18 protein-coding genes are annotated in these 21,934 nt (G+C 68.9%); 2 read left to right on the forward strand and 16 right to left on the reverse strand.

Annotated elements, in window-relative coordinates; genetic code table 11:
- Positions 1 to 99 precede the first annotated feature (99 nt).
- The 15 genes from recQ to J7E96_RS28040 form a co-directional block, all read right to left on the reverse strand.
- Positions 100 to 2,103, reverse strand: a complete 2,004-nt coding sequence (gene recQ, locus J7E96_RS27970) for a DNA helicase RecQ (protein ID WP_215135097.1) — start codon at positions 2,101 to 2,103, stop codon at positions 100 to 102.
- Between the two features lie 142 nt (positions 2,104 to 2,245).
- Positions 2,246 to 3,901, reverse strand: coding sequence for an NADH-quinone oxidoreductase subunit NuoN (nuoN, locus tag J7E96_RS27975; RefSeq protein ID WP_215135099.1), 1,656 nt, complete (start codon positions 3,899 to 3,901; stop codon positions 2,246 to 2,248).
- Positions 3,898 to 5,475, reverse strand: a complete 1,578-nt coding sequence (locus tag J7E96_RS27980) for an NADH-quinone oxidoreductase subunit M (RefSeq protein ID WP_215135101.1) — start codon at positions 5,473 to 5,475, stop codon at positions 3,898 to 3,900. Before J7E96_RS27980 ends, nuoN begins: the two co-directional genes overlap by 4 nt.
- A gap of 5 nt (positions 5,476 to 5,480) precedes the next feature.
- The gene (gene nuoL / locus J7E96_RS27985; protein ID WP_215135103.1) at positions 5,481 to 7,421 is read right to left on the reverse strand and encodes an NADH-quinone oxidoreductase subunit L; all 1,941 of its coding nucleotides are present in this window, start codon (positions 7,419 to 7,421) and stop codon (positions 5,481 to 5,483) included.
- A gap of 16 nt (positions 7,422 to 7,437) precedes the next feature.
- Positions 7,438 to 7,737, reverse strand: a complete 300-nt coding sequence (nuoK, locus tag J7E96_RS27990) for an NADH-quinone oxidoreductase subunit NuoK (protein WP_018101339.1) — start codon at positions 7,735 to 7,737, stop codon at positions 7,438 to 7,440.
- A complete protein-coding gene (locus J7E96_RS27995) occupies positions 7,734 to 8,555 on the reverse strand; it encodes an NADH-quinone oxidoreductase subunit J (protein WP_215135105.1) in 822 nt (273 codons plus the stop codon). Before J7E96_RS27995 ends, nuoK begins: the two co-directional genes overlap by 4 nt.
- On the reverse strand, positions 8,552 to 9,202 hold the full coding sequence (gene nuoI, locus J7E96_RS28000; RefSeq protein WP_215135107.1) for an NADH-quinone oxidoreductase subunit NuoI: 651 nt from the start codon (positions 9,200 to 9,202) through the stop codon (positions 8,552 to 8,554). The genes J7E96_RS27995 and nuoI overlap by 4 nt, the downstream gene beginning before the upstream one ends.
- Positions 9,195 to 10,550, reverse strand: a complete 1,356-nt coding sequence (gene nuoH, locus J7E96_RS28005) for an NADH-quinone oxidoreductase subunit NuoH (RefSeq protein ID WP_215135140.1) — start codon at positions 10,548 to 10,550, stop codon at positions 9,195 to 9,197. The genes nuoI and nuoH overlap by 8 nt, the downstream gene beginning before the upstream one ends.
- 5 nt (positions 10,551 to 10,555) lie before the next feature.
- Positions 10,556 to 13,093: an NADH-quinone oxidoreductase subunit G gene (locus tag J7E96_RS28010; RefSeq protein WP_215135109.1), complete on the reverse strand. Its 2,538-nt coding sequence runs from the start codon at positions 13,091 to 13,093 to the stop codon at positions 10,556 to 10,558.
- Positions 13,090 to 14,451 carry an NADH-quinone oxidoreductase subunit NuoF gene (gene nuoF, locus J7E96_RS28015; RefSeq protein ID WP_215135111.1) on the reverse strand — a complete coding sequence of 454 codons (1,362 nt, stop codon included), beginning with the start codon at positions 14,449 to 14,451 and terminating at the stop codon, positions 13,090 to 13,092. Before nuoF ends, J7E96_RS28010 begins: the two co-directional genes overlap by 4 nt.
- On the reverse strand, positions 14,448 to 15,284 hold the full coding sequence (gene nuoE, locus J7E96_RS28020) for an NADH-quinone oxidoreductase subunit NuoE (protein ID WP_215135142.1): 837 nt from the start codon (positions 15,282 to 15,284) through the stop codon (positions 14,448 to 14,450). Before nuoE ends, nuoF begins: the two co-directional genes overlap by 4 nt.
- 17 nt (positions 15,285 to 15,301) lie before the next feature.
- On the reverse strand, positions 15,302 to 16,627 hold the full coding sequence (locus J7E96_RS28025; RefSeq protein WP_215135113.1) for an NADH-quinone oxidoreductase subunit D: 1,326 nt from the start codon (positions 16,625 to 16,627) through the stop codon (positions 15,302 to 15,304).
- A complete protein-coding gene (locus J7E96_RS28030; protein WP_215135115.1) occupies positions 16,624 to 17,358 on the reverse strand; it encodes an NADH-quinone oxidoreductase subunit C in 735 nt (244 codons plus the stop codon). Before J7E96_RS28030 ends, J7E96_RS28025 begins: the two co-directional genes overlap by 4 nt.
- Positions 17,355 to 17,909 (reverse strand): NADH-quinone oxidoreductase subunit B family protein, encoded by a 555-nt coding sequence (locus J7E96_RS28035; RefSeq protein ID WP_215135117.1) that lies wholly within the window; start codon positions 17,907 to 17,909, stop codon positions 17,355 to 17,357. The genes J7E96_RS28030 and J7E96_RS28035 overlap by 4 nt, the downstream gene beginning before the upstream one ends.
- An 18-nt stretch (positions 17,910 to 17,927) precedes the next feature.
- Positions 17,928 to 18,287 (reverse strand): NADH-quinone oxidoreductase subunit A, encoded by a 360-nt coding sequence (locus J7E96_RS28040; protein ID WP_003956195.1) that lies wholly within the window; start codon positions 18,285 to 18,287, stop codon positions 17,928 to 17,930.
- A gap of 710 nt (positions 18,288 to 18,997) precedes the next feature.
- On the opposite strand from J7E96_RS28040, the gene J7E96_RS28045 reads away from it, so the two are divergent.
- Positions 18,998 to 19,834 (forward strand): C40 family peptidase, encoded by an 837-nt coding sequence (locus J7E96_RS28045; RefSeq protein ID WP_215135119.1) that lies wholly within the window; start codon positions 18,998 to 19,000, stop codon positions 19,832 to 19,834.
- Positions 19,835 to 19,924: 90 nt separating this feature from the next.
- Here the strand turns inward: J7E96_RS28045 and J7E96_RS28050 are convergent, their stop codons facing one another.
- A complete protein-coding gene (locus J7E96_RS28050) occupies positions 19,925 to 20,797 on the reverse strand; it encodes an NAD(P)-dependent oxidoreductase (RefSeq protein ID WP_215135121.1) in 873 nt (290 codons plus the stop codon).
- Positions 20,798 to 20,930: 133 nt separating this feature from the next.
- On the opposite strand from J7E96_RS28050, the gene J7E96_RS28055 reads away from it, so the two are divergent.
- Positions 20,931 to 21,926: a helix-turn-helix domain-containing protein gene (locus J7E96_RS28055; protein WP_215135123.1), complete on the forward strand. Its 996-nt coding sequence runs from the start codon at positions 20,931 to 20,933 to the stop codon at positions 21,924 to 21,926.
- Positions 21,927 to 21,934 lie beyond the last annotated feature (8 nt).

Genomic DNA, 21,934 nt, shown 5'->3' on the forward strand with positions numbered 1-21,934 from the left:
CGCCCCAGTTCGGGAAGGGGCGGGGTGGGGGAAAGGCCCCGCGCAGCGGCCCGAGCCGACCTACTCCGGCTCGTCCCAGTCCGGCTCCGCGTCCCAGTCCTATTCCGCCCCGGCGTCAGCAACCCGCCCCGCCGGGGCCGGGGCCGCCGCCGCAGGACCCGCCGGAGCCACCGGACCCGCCTGAGCCACCGCAACAGGCACGCCCGCGACGCCCAGCGACCCCAGCACCCCCAGCACCCCCAGCACACCCTCCCCATAAGTGGCCAGCTTCTTCTCGCCGAGCCCGGCGATGCCACCCAGCTCCGCCACCGACCCCGGCCGCACCGTAGCGATCTCCCGCAGCGTCGCGTCGTGGAAGATGACGTACGCCGGTACGCCCTGCTCCCGCGCCTGCTCCGCCCGCCACGCGCGCAGCGCTTCGAAGACCGGCACCGCCTCCGCCGGCAGGTCCGCCTTGGCGGCAGCCGCCTTCACCTTCCGCTCGCCCTTGGCGGCGGTCCGGGCACCCGGCACAGGCTTCGCCTCCTTTCGGAGCCGCACCTCACGCTCCCGGCTCAGCACCGCCGCGCTCTCCTCCGTCATCACCAGCGTGCCGAACTCACCCTCGACCGCCAGCAGCCCCTGCGCCAGCAGCTGCCGCACCACACCGCGCCATTCCGTCTCCGACAGCTCCTCGCCGATGCCGAAGACCGACAGCTGGTCGTGATCGAACTGGATCACCTTGGCGGTCTTGCGGCCCAGCAGGATGTCGATGATCTGCCCCGCCCCGAACTTCTGCCTGCGCTCCCGCTGCAACCGCACCACCGTTGACAGGAGCTTCTGCGCCGGCACCGTCCCGTCCCACGTCTCGGGCGGGGTCAGACACGTATCGCAGTTGCCGCAGGCGGACGCCCCGGGCTCCTGCCCGAAGTACGCCAGCAACTGCGCCCGCCGGCACTGCGCGGTCTCGCAGAGCGCGAGCATCGCGTCGAGATGGGACGCCGCACGTCGCCGGAACGCCTCGTCGCCCTCCCCGCTCTGGATCATTTTGCGCTGCTGCACCACGTCCTGGAGTCCGTACGCCATCCACGCCGTGGACGGCATCCCGTCACGCCCGGCGCGCCCCGTCTCCTGGTAGTAGCCCTCCACCGATTTCGGAAGGTCCAAGTGCGCGACGAAACGCACGTCCGGCTTGTCGATGCCCATACCGAAGGCGATGGTCGCCACGACGACCAGCCCCTCCTCCCGCAGGAACCGCGACTGGTGCGCCGCACGCGTCCCCCCGTCGAGCCCCGCGTGATACGGCACGGCCTCGATCCCGTTGCGGCAGAGGAACTCCGCCGTCTTGTCCACGGAATTGCGCGAGAGGCAGTAGACGATGCCCGCGTCCCCGGCGTGCTCCTCCCGCAGGAAGGAGAGCAGCTGCTTCTTGGGGTCGGCCTTCCCCACGATCCGGTACTGAATGTTCGGGCGGTCGAAGCTCGCCACGAAATGCCGCGCGTCGGGCATCCCGAGCCGCTGGGTGATCTCCTGGTGCGTGGCGTGCGTCGCGGTCGCCGTCAGCGCGATCCGCGGCACCTCCGGCCACCGCTGCCCCAGCACCGACAGGCTCAGGTAGTCCGGCCGGAAGTCGTGGCCCCACTGCGCGACACAGTGCGCCTCATCGATCGCGAACACGGAGACCTTGCCCCGGCCCAGCAGGTCCAGCGTCGAGTCCAGCCGCAGCCGCTCCGGCGCCAGGTACAGCAGGTCCAGTTCCCCGGCCAGGAACTCCGCCTCCATCGCCCGTCGCTCGCCGAAGTCCTGCGTGGAGTTGATGAACCCGGCCCGCACACCGAGCGCCCGCAGCGCGTCGACCTGGTCCTGCATCAGCGCGATGAGAGGGGAGATCACAATGCCCGTACCCGGTCTGACCAGCGCCGGGATCTGGTAGCACAGCGACTTTCCGCCGCCGGTCGGCATCAGTACGACCGCGTCCCCGCCGGCCACCACATGCTCGATGACCGCGGCCTGCTCACCGCGGAACGCGTCGTACCCGAAAACGCGGTGCAGCGTCTCCAGGGCGTCGCTCCGCGTCACCTCGCCGGCCTCGACCGCCTCGACCATGCCACCTGTCCCGTCCATCGCTCTCTCCCCCGTACGTACCGTGCCCGGCCCTCCACGATAGGGGCACCCACTGACACCACCGCCCAAAAGCTGCCGCCCGGCACCCCTACGAGGAGGGACACCGGGCGGCGATCATGCCCATACGTCAGCGCCCATACGGTCAGCGGACGAAGACTCCCGCCTGGCCGGCCAGATCCAGGAAGTACTGCGGCGCGACGCCCAGCACCAGCGTCACCGCCACGCCCACCCCGATCGCCACCGTCGTCAGCGGCGACGGCACGGCGACCGTCGGGCCCTCCGGCTTCGGCTCGCTGAAGAACATCAGGACGATCACCCGGATGTAGAAGAACGCGGCGATCGCCGACGAGATCACACCGACCACGACCAGCGCCCCGGCGCCACCCTCGGCCGCCGCCTTGAACACCGCGAACTTGCCCGCGAAGCCCGACGTCAGCGGAATTCCGGCGAAGGCGAGCAGGAACACCGCGAAGACCGCGGCCACCAGCGGCGAGCGCCGCCCCAGCCCCGCCCACTTCGACAGATGCGTCGCCTCGCCCCCCGCGTCGCGCACCAGCGTGACCACCGCGAAGGCGCCGATCGTCACGAAGGAGTACGCCAGCAGGTAGAAGAGGACGGAAGAGATCCCGTCGGGCGTCGTCGCGATCACACCGGCCAGGATGAATCCGGCGTGCGCGATCGACGAGTACGCCAGCAGCCGCTTGATGTCGGTCTGGGTGACCGCGACGATCGCGCCGCCCAGCATCGTGACGATCGCGATGGCCCACATCACGGGACGCCAGTCCCACCGCAGGCCCGGCAGTACGACGTACAGCAGCCGCAGCATGGCGCCGAAGGCCGCCACCTTGGTCGCGGCGGCCATGAAACCGGTGACCGGCGTCGGAGCGCCCTGGTAGACGTCCGGTGTCCACATGTGGAAGGGAATCGCGCCGACCTTGAAGAGCAGGCCCATCAGGATCATCGCGCCACCGATCAGCAGCAGCGCGTCGCTGCCCATGGTGTCGGCGAGCGCCGGGTCGATCTGCTTGACCGTGCCGTCGACGACGCTCGCGATCCTGGCGTACGAGACCGAGCCCGCGTACCCGTACATCAACGCGATGCCGAAGAGCAGGAACGCCGAAGAGAAGGCGCCGAGGAGGAAGTACTTCACCGCGGCCTCCTGCGACATGAGCCGCTTGCGGCGGGCGACGGCGCACAGCAGGTACAGCGGGAGCGAGAAGACTTCCAGCGCCACGAACAGCGTCAGCAGGTCGTTCGCCGCCGGGAAGACAAGCATCCCGCCGATCGCGAACAGCGCGAGCGGAAAGACCTCAGTGGTGGTGAAGCCGGCCTTGACCGCTGCCTTCTCACTGTCGCTTCCCGGTACGGACGCGGCCTGCGCGGCGAACGAGTCGACGCGGTTGCCGTGCGCGTCCGGGTCGAGCCTGCGCTCCGCGAAGGTGAACACGGCGATCAGCGAGGCCAGCAGGATCGTGCCCTGGAGGAACAGCGCCGGGCCGTCGACCGCGATGGCGCCCTCCGCCGCGATCTGCGCCTTTGTCGTGCCGTACCCGCCGGCCGCGAGCGCCACGATCGCCGCGAAGGCGGCGGTGATGGCGACGACCGACAGGAACAGCTGCGTGTAGTACCGGGCCTTGCGCGGCACGAACCCCTCGACGAGTACGCCCAGAACCGCCGCGCCGACGACAATGAGCGTCGGCGACAGCTGGGCGTACTCGATGTGCGGGGCCGTGAAACCGCCCTCGGCGCTGGGCGCCGCGACCGTCGTCCACAGGCTGTGGACAGCTGATGCGCTCACTTGGCCGCCTCCGCCTCAATCTCGGGCTTGGGGTCCGTCTTCCGGACGTCGGACATGGTGTGCTTCACGGCCGGGTTGACGATGTCCGTCAGCGGCTTGGGAAAGACGCCGAGGAGCAGCAGCAGGGCGATCAGCGGGGTGACGACCACGAGCTCGCGGGCCTTGAGGTCGGGCATGGTCCGCACCTCGGCCCTGACCGGGCCCGTCATCGTCCGCTGGTAGAGGACGAGCGTGTAGAGCGCGGCAAGGACGATGCCCACGGTCGCGATGACCCCGGCCGCCGGATACGCCGCGAACGCGCCGACCAGCACCAGGAATTCACTCACGAACGGCGCGAGACCCGGCAGCGAGAGCGTCGCGAGGCTGCCGACCAGGAACGTCCCGGCGAGCACCGGCGCGACCTTCTGCACCCCGCCGTAGTCGGCGATGAGCCGCGACCCGCGCCGCGAGATCAGGAAGCCGGCCACCAGCATCAGCGCGGCGGTCGAGATCCCGTGGTTGACCATGTAGAGCGTCGCGCCCGACTGGCCCTGGCTCGTCATCGCGAAGATGCCGAGCACGATGAAGCCGAAGTGCGAGATCGACGCGTACGCGATCAGCCGCTTGATGTCGCGCTGGCCGACCGCGAGGAGCGCTCCGTAGATGATGCTGACCAGCGCCAGCACGATGATGACGGGCGTGGCCCACATGCTGGCCTCCGGGAAGAGCTGGAGGCAGAAGCGCAGCATCGCGAAGGTGCCGACCTTGTCGACGACCGCGGTGATCAGCACGGCGACCGGGGCGGTCGCCTCACCCATGGCATTCGGCAGCCAGGTGTGCAGCGGCCACAGCGGCGCCTTGATGGCGAACGCGAAGAAGAAGCCGAGGAAGAGCAGCCGCTCCGTGTTGGTCGCCATCTCCAGCTCGCCGCTGGCGCGCGCCTCGGCGATCTCCGCGAGCGAGAAGCTTCCGGCGACCACGTACAGCCCGACGACGGCGGCCAGCATGATGAGCCCGCCGGCCAGGTTGTAGAGGAGGAACTTGACGGCGGCGTACGAGCGCTGCGTGGCCGCCGCCTCGTCGCCACCGGCATGTGCCCGGTCCCCGAAGCCGCCGATGAGGAAGTACATCGGAATGAGCATGGCTTCGAAGAAGATGTAGAAGAGGAAGACGTCGGTGGCCTCGAAGGAGAGGATCACCATCGCTTCGACCATCAGGATCAGCGCGAAGAAGCCCTGGGTCGGGCGCCAGCGGGAGCTCTTGGTCTCCAGGGGGTCGGCGTCGTGCCAGCCCGCCAGGATGATGAAGGGGATCAGCAGCGCCGTGAGCGCGATCAGCGCGACCGCGATGCCGTCCACGCCCAGCTCGTACCTGACCCCGAAGTCCGGGATCCAGGCGTGCGATTCATTGAGCTGGTAGCGGTCGCCGCCCGGCTCGAAGCGGACGACCACTAGGGCCGCCAGCACCAGCGTGGCGAGCGAGAAGGACAGCGCCAGCCACTTGGCGGCGGTGCGGCGCGCGGCGGGCACGGCGGCGGTCAGGACCGCACCGACCGCCGGGAGCGCCGCCGTAACCGTCAGAAGGGGAAATGACATCGTGATCAGACCGCCCTCATCAGCAGGGTCGCGGCGATGAGGATCGCCGTACCGCCGAACATCGAGACCGCGTACGAGCGGGCGTAGCCGTTCTGCAGCTTGCGCAGCCGGCCGGAGAGCCCGCCGACCGTGGCGGCCGTTCCGTTGACCACCCCGTCGACGAGGGTGTGGTCGACGTACACGAGCGAGCGGGTGAGGTGTTCGCCACCGCGCACCAGGACCACGTGGTTGAAGTCGTCCTGGAGGAGATCGCGCCGGGCGGCGCGGGTCACGAACGAGCCGCGCGGGGCGACGACCGGGACGGGCCCCCGGCCGTACTGGAGGTACGCGATCGCGACGCCGGCCAGCAGGACGGCGACCGTCAGGCCGGTGATCACCGGGACGCTGATCGGCGGGTGCGGGTGCTCGAACTGCGTCACCGGCTCCAGCCAGTTCACGAACCGGTCGCCGATGCTGAAGAACCCTCCCGCGAAGACCGACCCGAATGCGAGCACGATCATGGGGATCGTCATCGACTTCGGCGACTCGTGCGGATGCGGCATCTCACCGGGGTGCACCTCGATGCCGGGCTCGACGCTGGGCGCCTTGTCCGGGTCGGGGGCGGGCTGCCAGCGCTTCTCGCCGAAGAACGTCAGGATCATCACGCGCGTCATGTAGTACGCCGTGATGCCCGCGCCCAGCAGGGTCACGGTCCCGAGGATCCAGCCCTGGGTGCCGCCCGAGGCGAACGCCGCCTCGATGATCTTGTCCTTGGAGAAGAAGCCGGACAGCCCGGGGAAGCCGATGATCGCGAGGTATCCGAGCCCGAACGTCACGAACGTCACCGGCATGTACTTCCGCAGGCCGCCGTATTTCCTCATGTCGACCTCGTCGTTCATGCCGTGCATGACCGATCCGGCGCCGAGGAAGAGGCCCGCCTTGAAGAAACCGTGCGTCACCAGGTGCATGATCGCGAAGGCGTAGCCGATCGGGCCGAGGCCCGCCGCCAGGATCATGTAGCCGATCTGCGACATCGTGGAGCCGGCCAGCGCCTTCTTGATGTCGTCCTTCGCGCAACCGACGATCGCACCGAAGAGGAGCGTGACCGCACCGACCACCACGACCGCCAACTGCGCGTCCGGGGCGGCGTTGAAGATCGCGCCGGACCGGGTGATCAGGTAGACGCCGGCGGTCACCATGGTGGCGGCGTGGATGAGGGCCGAGACCGGGGTCGGGCCCTCCATCGCGTCACCGAGCCACGACTGGAGCGGCACCTGCGCCGACTTGCCGCACGCGGCCAGCAGCAGCATCAGGCCGATGGCCGTCATCTTGCCCTCGCTGGTGTCCCCCGTGGCCCCCAGCACCGGCCCGAAGGCGAAGGTCCCGAAGGTGGTGAACATCAGCATGATCGCGATGGACAGACCGATGTCACCGACGCGGTTGACGATGAAGGCCTTCTTGGCCGCCGTCGCCGCGCTGGGCTTGTGCTGCCAGAAGCCGATGAGCAGGTACGACGCCAGGCCGACGCCCTCCCACCCGAAGTACAGCAGCAGGTAGTTGTCGGCGACGACCAGCAGGAGCATCGCCGCGAGGAAGAGGTTCAGGTAGCCGAAGAAGCGGCGCCGCCGCTCGTCGTGCTCCATGTAGCCGATCGAATAGATGTGGATCAGCGTGCCCACACCGGTGATCAGCAGCACGAACGTCATCGACAACTGGTCGAGCTGGAAGGCGACGTCACCCTGGAAGCCCTCGACGGGAATCCAGCTGTACAGGTGCTGGCGCATGGTCCGCGCCTCGACGTCGTACCCGAGCATCGCGCCGAACAGCACCACGCCGAGCACGAACGAGACCGCCGCGAGCAGTGTGCCGATCCAGTGGCCGACGCGGTCGAGCCGCCGCCCGCCGCACAGCAGAACCGCCGCTCCGAGCAAAGGCGCTGCGACGAGCAGCGCAATCAAGTTCTCCACGATTTCTTCCGACCCCTTACAGCTTCATCAGGCTGGCGTCGTCGACCGAGGCCGAGTGGCGGGACCGGAACAGCGACACGATGATCGCGAGACCCACCACGACCTCCGCGGCGGCGACGACCATCGTGAAGAACGCGATGATCTGGCCGTCGAGATTGCCGTGCATCCGGGAGAAGGTGACGAACGCGAGGTTGCAGGCGTTGAGCATCAGCTCGACGCACATGAAGACGACGATCGCGTTCCGCCGGATCAGCACACCCGCGGCGCCGATGGTGAACAACAGCGCCGCGAGATACAGGTAGTTGACCGGGTTCACTTCGCGGCCTCCGATTCGTCCTGGTCACGGCCGAGCCGCTCCTCGGAGCGCTGCTCCAGCGCCTTGAGGTCGGCCATGGCCTCGCTCGACACGTCACGGATCTGGCCGCGCCCGCGCAGCGTCTTGTTGACCGTGAGTTCGGACGGCGTGCCGTCCGGCAGCAGACCGGCGATGTCCACCCCGTTGTGCCGGGCGTACACACCGGGTGCGGGCAGCGGCGGGAGGTGCTTGCCGCGTACGCGCTCCTCGGACATCTCGCGCTGCGTCTTCGCGCGCTCGGTGCGCTCGCGGTGCGTGAGGACCATCGCGCCGACGGTCGCCGTGATGAGCAGGGCGCCGGTGAGCTCGAAGGCGAAGACGTACTTGGTGAAGATGAGCTCGGCCAGACCCTCGACGTTGCCGCCGCTCGCGGCGTTGGCCCTGCCGAGTCCGTTGAAGGTGCTCAGCGAGGCGCTGCCGATGCCCGCGGTCAGCAGGACGCCGAAGCCGAGGCCGCAGCCCGCGGCCAGCCAGCGCTGGCCCTTGAGCGTCTCCTTCAGGGAGTCGGCGGCCGTGACACCGACCAGCATGACCACGAAGAGGAACAGCATCACGATGGCGCCGGTGTAGACGATGATCTGGACGACGCCGAGGAAGTACGCGCCGTTGGCGAGGTAGAAGACCGCCAGCACGATCATGGTCCCGGCCAGGCACAGCGCGCTGTGCACGGCCTTCTTCATCAAGATGGTGCACAGGGCGCCGATGACGGCGACCGTACCGAGCACCCAGAACTGCACGGCCTCGCCGGTCGAAGTGGCCGAGGCGGCAAGAGCGTTCATGCCCCGACCACCTTCTTCGACGTCGGCTCGTCCTCGCCGAAGGTCGACGCGGCCTCCTGCGGCCGCTCTCCCTTGGCCAGCGCCACCTGCCGCTCCGTGCCCGGCGCCGCCTCGGTCACCAGACCCCGGTAGTAGTCCTGCTCGTCCATGCCGGGGAAGATCGAGTGCGGCGACTCGACCATTCCTTCCTCCAGGCCGGCGAGCAGCTGCTCCTTCGTGAAGATCAGCGACTCACGGCTGACGTCGGCCAGTTCGAACTCGTTGGTCATCGTCAGCGCGCGCGTGGGGCACGCCTCGATGCACAGGCCGCAGAAAATACAGCGGGCGTAATTGATCTGGTAGACGCGGCCGTAACGCTCGCCCGGGGAGTAACGCTCCTCCTCCGTGTTTTCCGCGCCCTCCACGTAGATCGCGTCGGCCGGACAGGCCCAGGCGCACAGCTCGCACCCGATGCACTTCTCCAGACCGTCCGGATGGCGATTGAGCTGGTGCCGGCCGTGGAAGCGCGGCGCCGTCGTCTTCTGCTGCTCCGGGTACTGCTCGGTCAGCCGCTTCTTGAACATGGCCTTGAAGGTCACGCCGAAGCCGGCCACCGGATTCTGCCAGGGCGTCCGGGGGGCTTCCCCCGGCTTTGAGGTGTCAGGCATCGTCGGCCTCCTTCCCGTCACTCATAGTGTCCGGCCCACCACTGACAATCAGCTCGCGCTCGTGGCGCGGCCGCCTGCGGGGCACCGGTGGCAACTCCTGCCCGGGCAGCGGGGGCACCGGGAATCCGCCCGCCATCGGGTCGAACGCGGGCGGTTTCGCACCGTCCTTCGCCGCCGCCTGCTCCTTCTCCTTCTTGTCGCGGAAGATGTCGGCGACGAAGGAGAGGAGCAGGATCGAGATGATCGCCCCGGCGACGTACAGCACGATGTTCTGGAAGTCCATGTTCTCGTTGCGCATCGCGCGCACCGTGGCGACCAGCATCAGCCAGACCACCGAGACCGGGATCAGGACCTTCCAGCCCAGCTTCATCAGCTGGTCGTAGCGCACGCGTGGCAGCGTGCCGCGCAGCCAGATGAAGATGAACAGCAGCAGCTGGACCTTGACGACGAACCAGAGCATCGGCCACCAGCCGTGGTTCGCCCCCTCCCAGAAGGCCGAGATGGGGTACGGGGCCCGCCAGCCGCCCAGGAAGAGGGTGACCGTGACCGCCGAGACGGTGACCATGTTGACGTACTCCGCCAGCATGAACAGCGCGAACTTGATCGACGAGTACTCGGTGTTGAAGCCGCCGACGAGGTCGCCCTCGGACTCCGGCATGTCGAAGGGGGCGCGGTTCGTCTCGCCCACCATCGTGACGACGTAGATGAGGAAGGACACCGGCAGCAGGACGATGAACCAGCGGTCCTCCTGCGCCTCGACGATCGCCGAGGTCGACATCGACCCCGAGTAGAGGAACACCGAGGCGAAGGCCGCGCCCATCGCGATCTCGTACGAGATCATCTGCGCGCAGGAGCGAAGACCGCCGAGCAGCGGATACGTCGATCCGGACGACCAGCCCGCGAGCACGATGCCGTAGATGCCGACCGAGGCCACCGCGAGGATGTAGAGCATCGCGATCGGCAGGTCGGTCAGCTGCATCGTGGTGCGCTGTCCGAAGATCGACACTTCGTTGCCGGCCGGGCCGAACGGGATGACCGCGATCGCCATGAAGGCCGGGATCGCCGCGACGACCGGAGCAAGGATGTAGACGACCTTGTCCGCCCGTTTGACGATCACGTCCTCCTTGAGCATCAGCTTGATGCCGTCCGCGAGGGACTGGAGGAGGCCCCAGGGACCGTGCCGGTTGGGGCCGATGCGCAGCTGCATCCAGGCGACGACCTTGCGCTCCCACACGATGGAGAAGAGCACGGTGATCATCAGGAAGGCGAAGCAGAAGACGGCCTTGATGGCGACGAGCCACCACGGGTCGTGCCCGAACATGGACAGGTCCTCGGCCGCGAGGTACATCGGGTTCACGCGAGCACCTCCGGTGCGTCGGTGGCTGAGGCGGGGGCCGCCGCCGGGCCGATACGAACGACCTTTCCCGGCTGGGCACCGGTGTCCGCCGCGACACCGCCTCCCACGGAGTTCAGCGGGAGCCACACCACCCGGTCCGGCATCGGCGTCACCTCCAGCGGGAGCTGAACCGTGCCCGACGGGCCGGTGACCGCCAGCAGGTCGCCGTCCTTGACCCCTGTCCTCTCCGCCGTGGCGGCGGAGAGCCGGGCCACCGCCGCGTGGCGGGTGCCCGCCAGGGCCTCGTCGCCGTCCTGGAGGCGTCCCTGGTCGAGGAGGAGCCGGTGGCCGGCGAGGACGGCTTCGCCCTCGGCCGGTTCGGGCAGGGGGCGGGCGGACTCGGTGGTGTCCGCGGCGTGCTCGCCGCCCCATGCGCCGAGCCGGTCCATCTCGCGGCGTACGGCCCGTACATCAGGCAGCGCGAAATGGCTGTACTTGTCAGCGCCTCCGGCGCGGGCCAGTGCGTCCGCCAGCATGTGCAGGACGCGCGCGTCGTCGGGGGCGAGCGGGCGCGTCATCTGGTCCGGCTTGAGCGCCGCCTCGAACATCCGGGCCCTGCCCTCCCAGTTCAGGAAGGTGCCGGGCTTCTCGGCGACGGCGGCGACCGGAAGGACGACGTCCGCCCGGTCCGTCACCTCGCTGGGACGAAGCTCCAGGGAGACGATGAAACCGGCCTGATCGAGGGCTTCACGCGCGCGTACCGGGTCGGGAAGGTCCGCGACCTCCACGCCACCGACCAGCAGGGCGGCCAGTTCACCGGTGGCCGCGGCCTCGATGATCTGGCCGGTGTCGCGCCCGTAACGGAGCGGCAGTTCGGCCACGCCCCAGACCGCCGCCACCTCGTCCCGCGCGCGCGGGTCGGTGGCCGGGCGGCCGCCGGGCAGCAGCGAGGGCAGCGCGCCCGCCTCGACGGCGCCGCGCTCACCTGCCCGGCGCGGGATCCACACCAGGGACGCACCGGTCGCGGTGGCGGCCCGTACCGCCGCTGTGTACGCACCGGGCACGGCGGCCAGCCGCTCCCCGACGACGATCACGGCACCCTCGCCGCGCAGCGCTTCGGCGGCGGCGTTGCCGTCGGCGCCGAGCTCGGTGCGGCCGGCGATGGCGTCGAGCCACTCGGGTTCGGTGCCGGGCGCGGCGGGAAGCAGCGTGCCGCCCGCCTTCGTCAGGCCGCGGGTCTCGTGCGTCGCGACGGCGAAGGTGCGCTGGCCGTGCTTGCGATTGGCCTTGCGCAGCCGCAGGAAGACGCCGGGCGCCTCCTCCTCGGACTCGATGCCGACGAGCAGTACGGCGGGCGCCTTCTCCAGCGCCGTGTACGTCACGCCCGTACCGTCGAGATCACGTCCGCGCCCCGCGACGCGGGAGGCCAGGAAGTCGGCCTCCTCGCTGCTGTGCACGCGCGCGCGGAAGTCGATGTCGTTCGTGTCCAGTGCGATACGGGCGAACTTGGCGTACGCGTACGCGTCTTCGACGGTGAGCCGGCCGCCGGTCAGGACACCGGCCCGACCGCGCGCCGCCGAAAGCCCCTTGGCCGCCACTTCCAGCGCCTCGGGCCAGCTCGCCGGCTCCAGTACGCCCGCCTCATTGCGTACGAGCGGAGTGGTGAGCCGGTCGGGACGCTGCGCGTAGCGGAAGCCGAAGCGCCCCTTGTCGCAGATCCACTCCTCGTTGACCTCGGGGTCGTTGGCCGCCATACGCCGCATGACCTTGCCGCGCCGGTGATCCGTCCGGGTCGCGCAGCCGCCCGCGCAGTGCTCGCACACGGACGGCGACGACACGAGGTCGAAGGGGCGGGCCCGGAAGCGGTACGCCGCCGAAGTCAGCGCGCCCACCGGGCAGATCTGGATGGTGTTCCCGGAGAAGTACGACTCGAAGGGGTCGCCTTCACCCGTACCCACCTGCTGGAGCGCACCACGCTCCAGCAGCTCGATCATCGGGTCGCCCGCGACCTGGTTGGAGAAGCGGGTGCAGCGCGCGCACAGCACGCACCGCTCGCGGTCGAGCAGCACCTGCGGGGAGAGGGGGACCGGCTTCTCGAACGTCCGCTTCTTGCCCTCGAAGCGGGACTCCGCGTCGCCGTGCGACATGGCCTGGTTCTGGAGCGGGCACTCGCCGCCCTTGTCGCAGACCGGGCAGTCCAGCGGGTGGTTGATCAGCAGCAGTTCCATCACACCGCGCTGGGCCTTGTCGGCGACCGGCGAGGTGAGCTGGGACTTGACGACCATGCCGTCGGTGCAGGTGATCGTGCACGACGCCATGGGCTTGCGCTGGCCCTCGACCTCGACGATGCACTGCCGGCAGGCGCCGGCCGGGTCGAGGAGGGGGTGGTCGCAGAAGCGCGGGATCTCGATGCCGAGCAGCTCGGCGGCCCGGATGACCAGCGTCCCCTTGGGGACGGAGATCTCGATGCCGTCGATCGTGAGCGAGACGAGATCCTCGGGCGGCGGGACCGCCGCCTCGCCGCCTCCGGAGGGAGCACTTGTCGTGACGGTCATGCGTTCACCTCCGTGGGGTGGGCGGGCTTGTCGGCCCATACGGTCGACTTGGCCGGGTCGAAGGGGCAGCCCTTGCCGGTGATGTGCTGCTCGTACTCCGCGCGGAAGTACTTGAGCGAGGAGAAGATCGGGGACGCGGCGCCGTCGCCGAGCGCGCAGAACGACTTGCCGTTGATGTTGTCGGCGATGTCGTTGAGCTTGTCGAGGTCGCTCATGTGGCCCTTGCCCGCCTCGATGTCGCGCAGCAGCTGCACGAGCCAGTACGTCCCTTCGCGGCAGGGCGTGCACTTGCCGCAGGACTCGTGGGCGTAGAACTCGGTCCAGCGGGTCACGGCCCGCACGACGCACGTCGTCTCGTCGAAGCACTGGAGCGCCTTGGTGCCGAGCATGGAGCCGGCGGCGCCGACACCCTCGTAGTCCAGCGGGACGTCGAGGTGCTCGTCGGTGAACATCGGGGTCGAAGAGCCGCCCGGCGTCCAGAACTTCAGCCGGTGTCCGGCGCGGATGCCGCCGCTCATGTCGAGCAGCTGGCGCAGCGTGATGCCGAGGGGGGCCTCGTACTGGCCGGGGTTGGTGACGTGGCCGCTCAGCGAGTACAGCGTGAAGCCCGGGGACTTCTCGCTGCCCATCGAACGGAACCATTCCTTGCCCCTGTTGAGAATCGCGGGAACGGACGCGATGGACTCGACGTTGTTAACAACAGTCGGACACGCGTAAAGACCCGCGACGGCAGGGAAGGGGGGACGGAGCCGGGGCTGGCCGCGCCGGCCTTCGAGCGAGTCGAGCAGCGCGGTCTCTTCACCGCAGATGTACGCGCCCGCACCCGCGTGCACGGTGAGTTCGAGGTCGAGACCGCTGCCGAGGATGTTCTCGCCCAGGAAGCCCGCCGCGTATGCCTCACGTACGGCCTCGTGCAGCCTGCGCAGTACGGGGACGACTTCGCCGCGCAGGTAGATGAAGGCGTGATTCGACCGGATCGCGTAACAGGCGATCACGATCCCCTCGATGAGGGAATGCGGGTTCGCGAAGAGGAGCGGGATGTCCTTGCAGGTCCCGGGCTCCGATTCGTCGGCGTTGACAACCAGATAGTGCGGCTTGCCATCGCCCTGCGGGATGAACTGCCACTTCATGCCGGTGGGGAAGCCGGCGCCGCCGCGCCCGCGCAGACCGGAGTCCTTGACGTACGCGATGAGGTCGTCCGGCGACATGGCGAGGGCCTTGCGCAGGCCTTCGTATCCCTCGTGCCGCCGGTACGTGTCCAGGGTCCAGGACTCGGGCTCGTCCCAGAACGCCGACAGGACGGGTGAGAGCAGCTTTTCAGGGCTGGTCTCGTTGATCTCGGCTGCCAAGGTCATCACTCCCCCTCCTCGGTTTCCGGTCCGGCCGGGTTCGCGGGGTCGGACGCCGAGGTCTGCTGCGGAGCGTCGTGCGAGCTGAGGTGCTCGGACGGCGAAGGATCGTGCGGGGGCCGGTCGTGCCCGCCCTTGTCCTGCTGCGCCTCCCCGCGCGGGTGGACCACGCGGTGCTGCGGAGCCTCGCCCTTGGCGAGCTTGAGGCCGATGAGCGAGGCGGGTCCGGCGCCACCGGTCGCCTCGACGGCGCCGGGGCGCTCGTCGGGGAAGCCGGCCAGAATGCGGGCGGTCTCCTTGTACGTGCACAGGGGTGCGCCGCGGGTGGGCTGGACGGGCCGTCCGGCCCGCAGGTCGTCGACGAGGCGCTTGGCGGATTCGGGCGTCTGGTCGTCGAAGAACTCCCAGTTGACCATCACCACGGGCGCGAAGTCGCAGGCCGCGTTGCACTCGATGTGTTCGAGGGTGACCTTGCCGTCCTCGGTCGTCTCGTTGTTGCCGACGCCGAGGTACTGCTTGAGCTCGTCGAAGATGGCGTCGCCGCCCATCACCGCGCACAGCGTGTTGGTGCAGACGCCCACCTGGTAATCGCCGCTCGGCTTGCGCCGGTACATCGAGTAGAACGTCGACACCGCGGTGACCTCGGCGGTGGTCAGGCCGAGCGTTTCCGCGCAGAAACGGACGCCGGTTCGGGTGACATGGCCCTCTTCCGACTGCACGAGGTGCAGCAGGGGCAGCAGCGCGGACCGGCTGTCGGGGTAGCGGGCGACCACCTCCTTCGCGTCCGCGTCGAGCCGGGCGCGTACGTCGGCCGGGTAGTCGGGGGCGGGGAGCTGCGGCATCCCCAAAGACACATCAGTCACCGGTCGACGCCTCCCATCACGGGGTCGATGGATGCGACGGCGACGATGACGTCGGCGAACATTCCGCCCTCGCACATCGCCGCCATGGCCTGCAGATTGGTGAAGGACGGGTCACGGAAGTGGACCCGGTAGGGGCGGGTGCCGCCGTCGGAGACCACGTGCACACCAAGCTCGCCCTTGGGCGACTCGATCGCCGTGTACGCCTGCCCGGCCGGCACCCGGAAGCCCTCGGTCACCAGCTTGAAGTGGTGGATCAGGGCCTCCATGGAGGTGCCCATGATCTTCTTGATGTGGTCGAGCGAGTTGCCGAGGCCGTCGGGACCGAGCGCGAGCTGCGCGGGCCAGGCGATCTTCTTGTCGGCGACCATCACGGGGCCCGGCTCCCTGAGCCGGTCCAGGCACTGCTCCACGATGCGCAGCGACTGCCGCATCTCTTCGAGCCGGATCAGGAAGCGGCCGTAGGCGTCGCAGGTGTCGGCGGTCGGTACGTCGAAGTCGTACGTCTCGTAACCGCAGTAGGGGTCGGTCTTGCGCAGGTCGTGCGGCAGCCCGGCCGAGCGCAGGATCGGGCCGGTCGCGCCGAGCGCCATGCAGCCGGTGAGGTCGAGGTAGCCGACGTCCTGCATGCGGGCCTTGAAGACCGGGTTGCCGGTGGCGAGCTTGTCGTACTCCGGCAGGTTCTTCTTCATGGTCTTCACAAGCTCGCGCAGCTGGTCCATCGCGCCCGGGGGCAGGTCCTGGGCCAGTCCGCCGGGCCGGATGAACGCGTGGTTCATGCGCAGGCCGGTGATGAGCTCGAAGGCATCGAGAATCAGTTCACGATCGCGGAATCCGTAGATCATGATCGTCGTCGCGCCCAGCTCCATGCCGCCGGTGGCGATGGCCACCAGGTGGGAGGCGAGCCGGTTGAGCTCCATCAGCATCACGCGGGTGACCGTCGCCCGGTCCGGGATCCGCTCCTCGATGCCGAGCAGCTTCTCGACGCCCAGGCAGTACGCCGTCTCGTTGAAGAACGGCATGAGGTAATCCATGCGCGTGACGAAGGTCGTGCCCTGCGTCCAGTTCCGGAATTCGATGTTCTTCTCGATGCCGGTGTGCAGGTAGCCGATGCCGCAGCGGGCCTCGGTGACCGTCTCGCCGTCGATTTCGAGGATGAGCCGGAGCACGCCGTGCGTCGACGGGTGCTGCGGGCCCATGTTGACGACGATGCGCTCGTCGTCGGCCTTGGTGGCGGCCTGGACGACCTCGTCCCAGTCGCCGCCGGTGACCGTGTATACGGGACCTTCGGTGGTCTCACGTGCTGATGCGGGTGGGGTGGTCACGAGTACGACCTCCGCTGGTCCGGAGCCGGGATCTGGGCGCCCTTGTACTCGACGGGGATGCCGCCGAGGGGGTAGTCCTTGCGCTGCGGGAAGCCCTGCCAGTCGTCCGGCATCATGATCCGGGTGAGGGCGGGGTGCCCGTCGAAGACGAGGCCGAAGAAGTCGTACGTCTCACGCTCGTGCCAGTCGTTGGTCGGGTAGACCGTGACCAGCGAGGGGACGTGCGGGTCGCTGTCCGGGGCGCTCACTTCGAGGCGGATCAGCCGGCCGTGGGTGAGCGAGCGCAGGTGGTAGACGGCGTGCAGTTCGCGGCCCTTGTCTTCCGGGTAGTGGACGCCGCTCACGCCCGTGCAGAGCTCGAAGCGCAGGGCCGGGTCGTCGCGCAGTGTCCTGGCGACCTGCACCAGGTGCTCGCGGGCGATGTGGAAGGTGATCTCGCCGCGGTCGACGACCGTCTTCTCGATGGCGTTGTCCGGGAGGAGGTCCTGCTCCTCCAGGGCGCCTTCGAGCTCGTCCGCGACCTCGTCGAACCAGCCTCCGTACGGGCGGATCGCGGGCCCCGGCAGGCGTACGGAGCGTACGAGACCGCCGTAGCCGGAGGTGTCGCCGCCGTTCTTCGCGCCGAACATGCCGCGCTGGACGCGGATCTCTTCGCCGTGGTCACCGCGCTGGCCGGGCAGATTCTGCGCGCTGAGTTCCTTGTCGGGGTTCGGCTCGTTGATCTCGCTCACCGGAGCAGCCCCTTCATCTCAATGGTGGGGAGCGCCTTCAAAGCCGCTTCCTCCGCCTCGCGGGCCGCCTCTTCCTGGTTCACGCCGAGCTTGGAGTTCTGAATCTTCTGGTGGAGCTTCAGAATCGCGTCGATCAGCATCTCGGGGCGAGGCGGGCAACCGGGCAAATAGATGTCAACAGGAACAATATGATCAACACCCTGCACAATTGCGTAATTGTTGAACATTCCGCCTGAAGAGGCGCAAACACCCATGGAGATAACCCACTTGGGGTTCGGCATCTGGTCATAGACCTGCCGCAGCACCGGCGCCATCTTCTGGCTGACCCGGCCCGCCACGATCATGAGGTCGGCCTGCCGCGGCGAGCCGCGGAAGACCTCCATGCCGAAGCGAGCCAGGTCGTAACGGCCGGCACCCGTCGTCATCATCTCGATGGCGCAGCAGGCGAGGCCGAAGGTCGCGGGGAAGACGGAGGACTTCCGTACCCAGCCCGCGGCCTGTTCGACGGTGGTCAGCAGAAAGCCGCTGGGCAGCTTCTCTTCGAGTCCCATTGGTGACCCCTCAGCCCCTCAGTCCCATTCCAGGCCGCCGCGCCGCCATACGTACGCGTAGGCAACGAAGACGGTGAGCACGAAGAGCAGCATCTCGACGAGCCCGAAAAGCCCCAGGGCGTCGAAGGAGACGGCCCAGGGATAGAGGAAGACGATCTCGATGTCGAAGACGATGAAGAGCATCGCCGTCAGGTAGTACTTGATGGGGAAGCGGCCGCCTCCGGCGGGCGTGGGTGTCGGCTCGATGCCGCACTCGTACGCTTCAAGCTTTGCCCGGTTGTAGCGCTTTGGGCCGATAAGCGTGGCCATGACCACGGAGAAGATCGCAAACCCTGCCCCGAGTGCGCCGAGCACGAGGATGGGCGCGTACGCATTCACGCTCCTCGCTCCTTCCAGTCGTCCTTGACCGTGGACCGCACCGGAGCTTGCGCTTCACGCCGCCTCCACGATCTTCGCCACGCGAAGATCATGTATATGTGAGGCAGTTCACAAGCCCGGCTGCTTCGCATCCTATGCCTGCTGGTCTGTGATCTGCGACACGGGTTGCGACAACGTCTTTGTGATCTCCACCACCCGACGAACGATCATCAACTCGGGTGAGCGGTGATCTTCATACGCGAAGTGCACGAGTGACTACCAGACGTGACAAGCGATGGTGTTACCGCTGGTCGCAAGGGGTGCGCGCTATCAAGCGTTGGCCCGTACAGGCAAATTGGCAATGGGCGGCCCTCGGGTGGTAAGAGAACGCCGCCTCATCACTCCGGGGGAGCCTCGCGGACGAATGTGGACGCGTGCACGCGTTCACGAGCGCCGGAGGCCACAAAGGGTTGCCGATCTGTGACCTGCACCACTCTCGCGCGCTGCCGATAAAAGCGGGCTTGGCCATTGGTGTGAACGGATGGTAGGCGCCGGGCAATTGGGACGTAATGCGGAAAGCCCATGATCACAGGCATGATCGCGTGTGCCCGTATTGCCCGTTACGGCGTCAATAAAGCCCGGCAGAAGCCCGATTCGGGCCGACATGACACAACTGTGGCGCAGCCCACGTTTCTTGAAGGGAACCGCGAAGGCCTGATAGCGGTTGTCCCATGTCCCTCACCGCTCACATACCCAGCCACCGGAAACCCCGTCGCAGCGCCTCCAAGGTGGCGCTCCGTGCCGGAGTTGCCGGTGGCGTCCTCAGCACCCTCGGGGTGGCAGGTGCTGCCGGACCGGCGAATGCCGAGCCGGTGACCGCGACCATCGAGATGCCCACGATCACCACGGACCTGGCGAACACCGTCGCCGTCTCCGCCGAGGCCACTCAGCAGGTCGCGTACGCCTACAACCTCCAGGCCCAGCAGGACGAAGCCGCCGCCAAGGCCGCGAAGGCCGCAAAGAAGGACAAGGCGGAGGCCGAACGCAAGGCCGAGGCCAAGCGCAAGGCAGAAGAGGCCGCCGAGAAGAAGGCCGCTGAGGCAGCGGCCGAGAAGGCCGAGCAGCAGGAGCGCGCCTCGCGCAGCGCCGAGCGTACGACGCTCAGCGCCTCCACCGGCGGCTCCGGCGTCTCCGTCGGTTCCTCCACGGGCACCGGCAGCGCCGCGACCGTCGTCTCCTTCCTCAAGGCGCAGCTCGGTGACGCGTACGTCATGGGCGCCTCGGGCCCCAACGCCTGGGACTGCTCCAGCCTCGTACAGGCCGCGTACCGGACGGTCGGCATCGACCTCCCGCGCGTCTCGCAGGACCAGTCGGTGGCCGGTACCCAGGTGGGTACGTCCAACCTCCAGGTCGGCGACATCCTGTACTGGGGCGGCGCCGGATCGGCGTACCACACCGGTGTCTACATCGGCGACGGCCAGTACCTCGACGCCGCCAACCCCAGCAAGGGCGTAGTCATCCAGGACCTGTCGGGCTACCCCGCGGACGGCGCGGTCCGCGTCCTCTGATCTTTCTTACGAATCTTTCTGTACGACGGAGGGCCGTCGTTCCCGGATCCGGGAACGACGGCCCTCCGTCATGCGTTCAAGCAGTACGGCTCACCCCTTGCGGAACAACTCAACAAGGCGCGCATAGCTGTCCTGGCCGTTCCCCCCGGCGACCGCCCGCTCGATCAGCGCCTGCGACAGCTCGGGCAGCCGCCCGTCGATGCCCCGGTCCCTTCCCGCGTGGACCAGGTGCCCGATCGCCGCGCGGTGTACGTCGAGGGTGGCGTCGTCGCCCGGGTAGTGACCGGCGTCCACCTGCTCGGCGTACGTCCCCATGAAGCCCGCCACCGCACCGCTCAGCCCCCGGATGGCGACCGGAGTGAAGGCCGTCGCCGCCACGCCGTCGGCGCCCACCAGCGCCGTGGCGTGCAGCCAGCCGCTCAGCGTCGCCCACATCATGTCGAGCAGCGCCAGGTCGTAGAGCGAGGCGACGCCAGGGTCGTCTCCGAGGTCGATAGGGTCGCCCAGCGCGGCCAGAGTGTCCCGGTGGGCGGCGAAGGCGGCGGACGAGCCGCTGTAGAAGAACATGCTCTCGGGGCTGCCCACGCCGGGCGGCGTCGTCATGATGGCGCCGTCGAGGTAGCCGAAGCCGTGCCCGGCCGCCCAGGCCGCTGTCTGTCTGGCCTGCTCGGGTGAGCCGGTGCTGAGGTTGACGACCGTACGGCCGGCGAGCGACTCGGCCACCGGCTCCAGGAGTTCCCGTACGGCGTCGTAGTCCAGCACGCAGACGACCACGACTCCGGCGGCCGCGACCGCGTCGCCGGGCGCCGCCGCACGCACGGCGCCCCGGGCGACGAGGGGTTCCGCCTTCGCCGGCGTGCGGTTCCAGACGGTGGTGGGGTGACCTGCGGCGAGGAAGGCACCGGCGAGGGCCGTCCCCATCTGTCCCAGGCCGAGGACCGTGACGTTTTCGCGGTTATTCATGGGTGTACTCCCCAAATGCGCGGTGTGCGTGTGTTCTTGGCGAGATCAACCCTCGCAGCGCCCGCCACCCGCCGACAGTGGCAGGCCTGCCCACCTCCGCAAAATTCCTGCCGACTGCCGTACGCTCGCACGCATGCATACCGTCGCGGTAGCCGTCGTCGAGGACTCCGGCATCTCCCTCTACGACCTGTACGAACTGTCGATCGCCTGCACGGTCTTCGGTAACCCGCAGCCCGACCTGGCCGATCCCTGGTACGAAATGCGCCTGTGCGGTTCCAACAAGGGCGCGCCCGCCGTCGGCTTCTCCCTCTCCACCCCCCACGGCCTGGACGCGCTCGCAGGGGCGGACACCGTGATCGTGCCCTCTGTGCCGGCGGCGTGCGCCGAGGACGGCGAGGACGTACCGCCCGATCTCGTCGACGCGCTGCGCGCGGCCGCGGACTCCGGGGCCCGCATGGTGTCCCTGTGCACCGGCGCTTTCGCGCTCGCCGCGGCCGGACTGCTCGACGGCCGCCGCGCCACCGCCCACTGGCAGCACACCGCGGCGCTCGCCGAGCGCTACCCGAAGGTCCTGGTCGACGACTCCGTCCTCTACACCGACGACGGCAACGTCCTGACCAGCGCGGGCGCCGCCGCCGGCCTCGATCTCTGCCTGCACCTCGTCCGCCGCGACCTCGGCGCGCGAGTCGCCAACCAGCTGGCCCGCCGCCTGGTCGTACCCGCCCACCGCACCGGCGGGCAGGCCCAGTTCATCGACCTGCCCGTTCCAGAGACGGACGACGACAACCTCGGCCCCGCCCTCCAGTGGGCCACCGCCCACCTCCATGAACCGCTCACCGTCGAGGACATGGCCCGCCGCGCCCGCCTGAGCCCGCGCACCTTCTACCGCCGCCTCCAGGAGTCCACCGGCACCACCCCGCTCCAGTGGCTGCTGGGCCGACGGCTGGCCCACGCCCAGTCGCTCCTCGAAACGACCGACCTGCCGGTCGACCGCATCAGCGAGGAAAGCGGCCTCGGTACGGCAGCCAACCTCCGCCGCCACTTCACACTCCAGGTCGGCGTCTCCCCCAGCGAATACAGACGCAATTTCGCCGCCCCGCGCACGCGGTTGCCGCAGCCCCTGACCTGACCGCGCGC

Source organism: Streptomyces sp. ISL-96 (genome assembly GCF_018614035.1).
Taxonomy (GTDB): domain Bacteria; phylum Actinomycetota; class Actinomycetes; order Streptomycetales; family Streptomycetaceae; genus Streptomyces.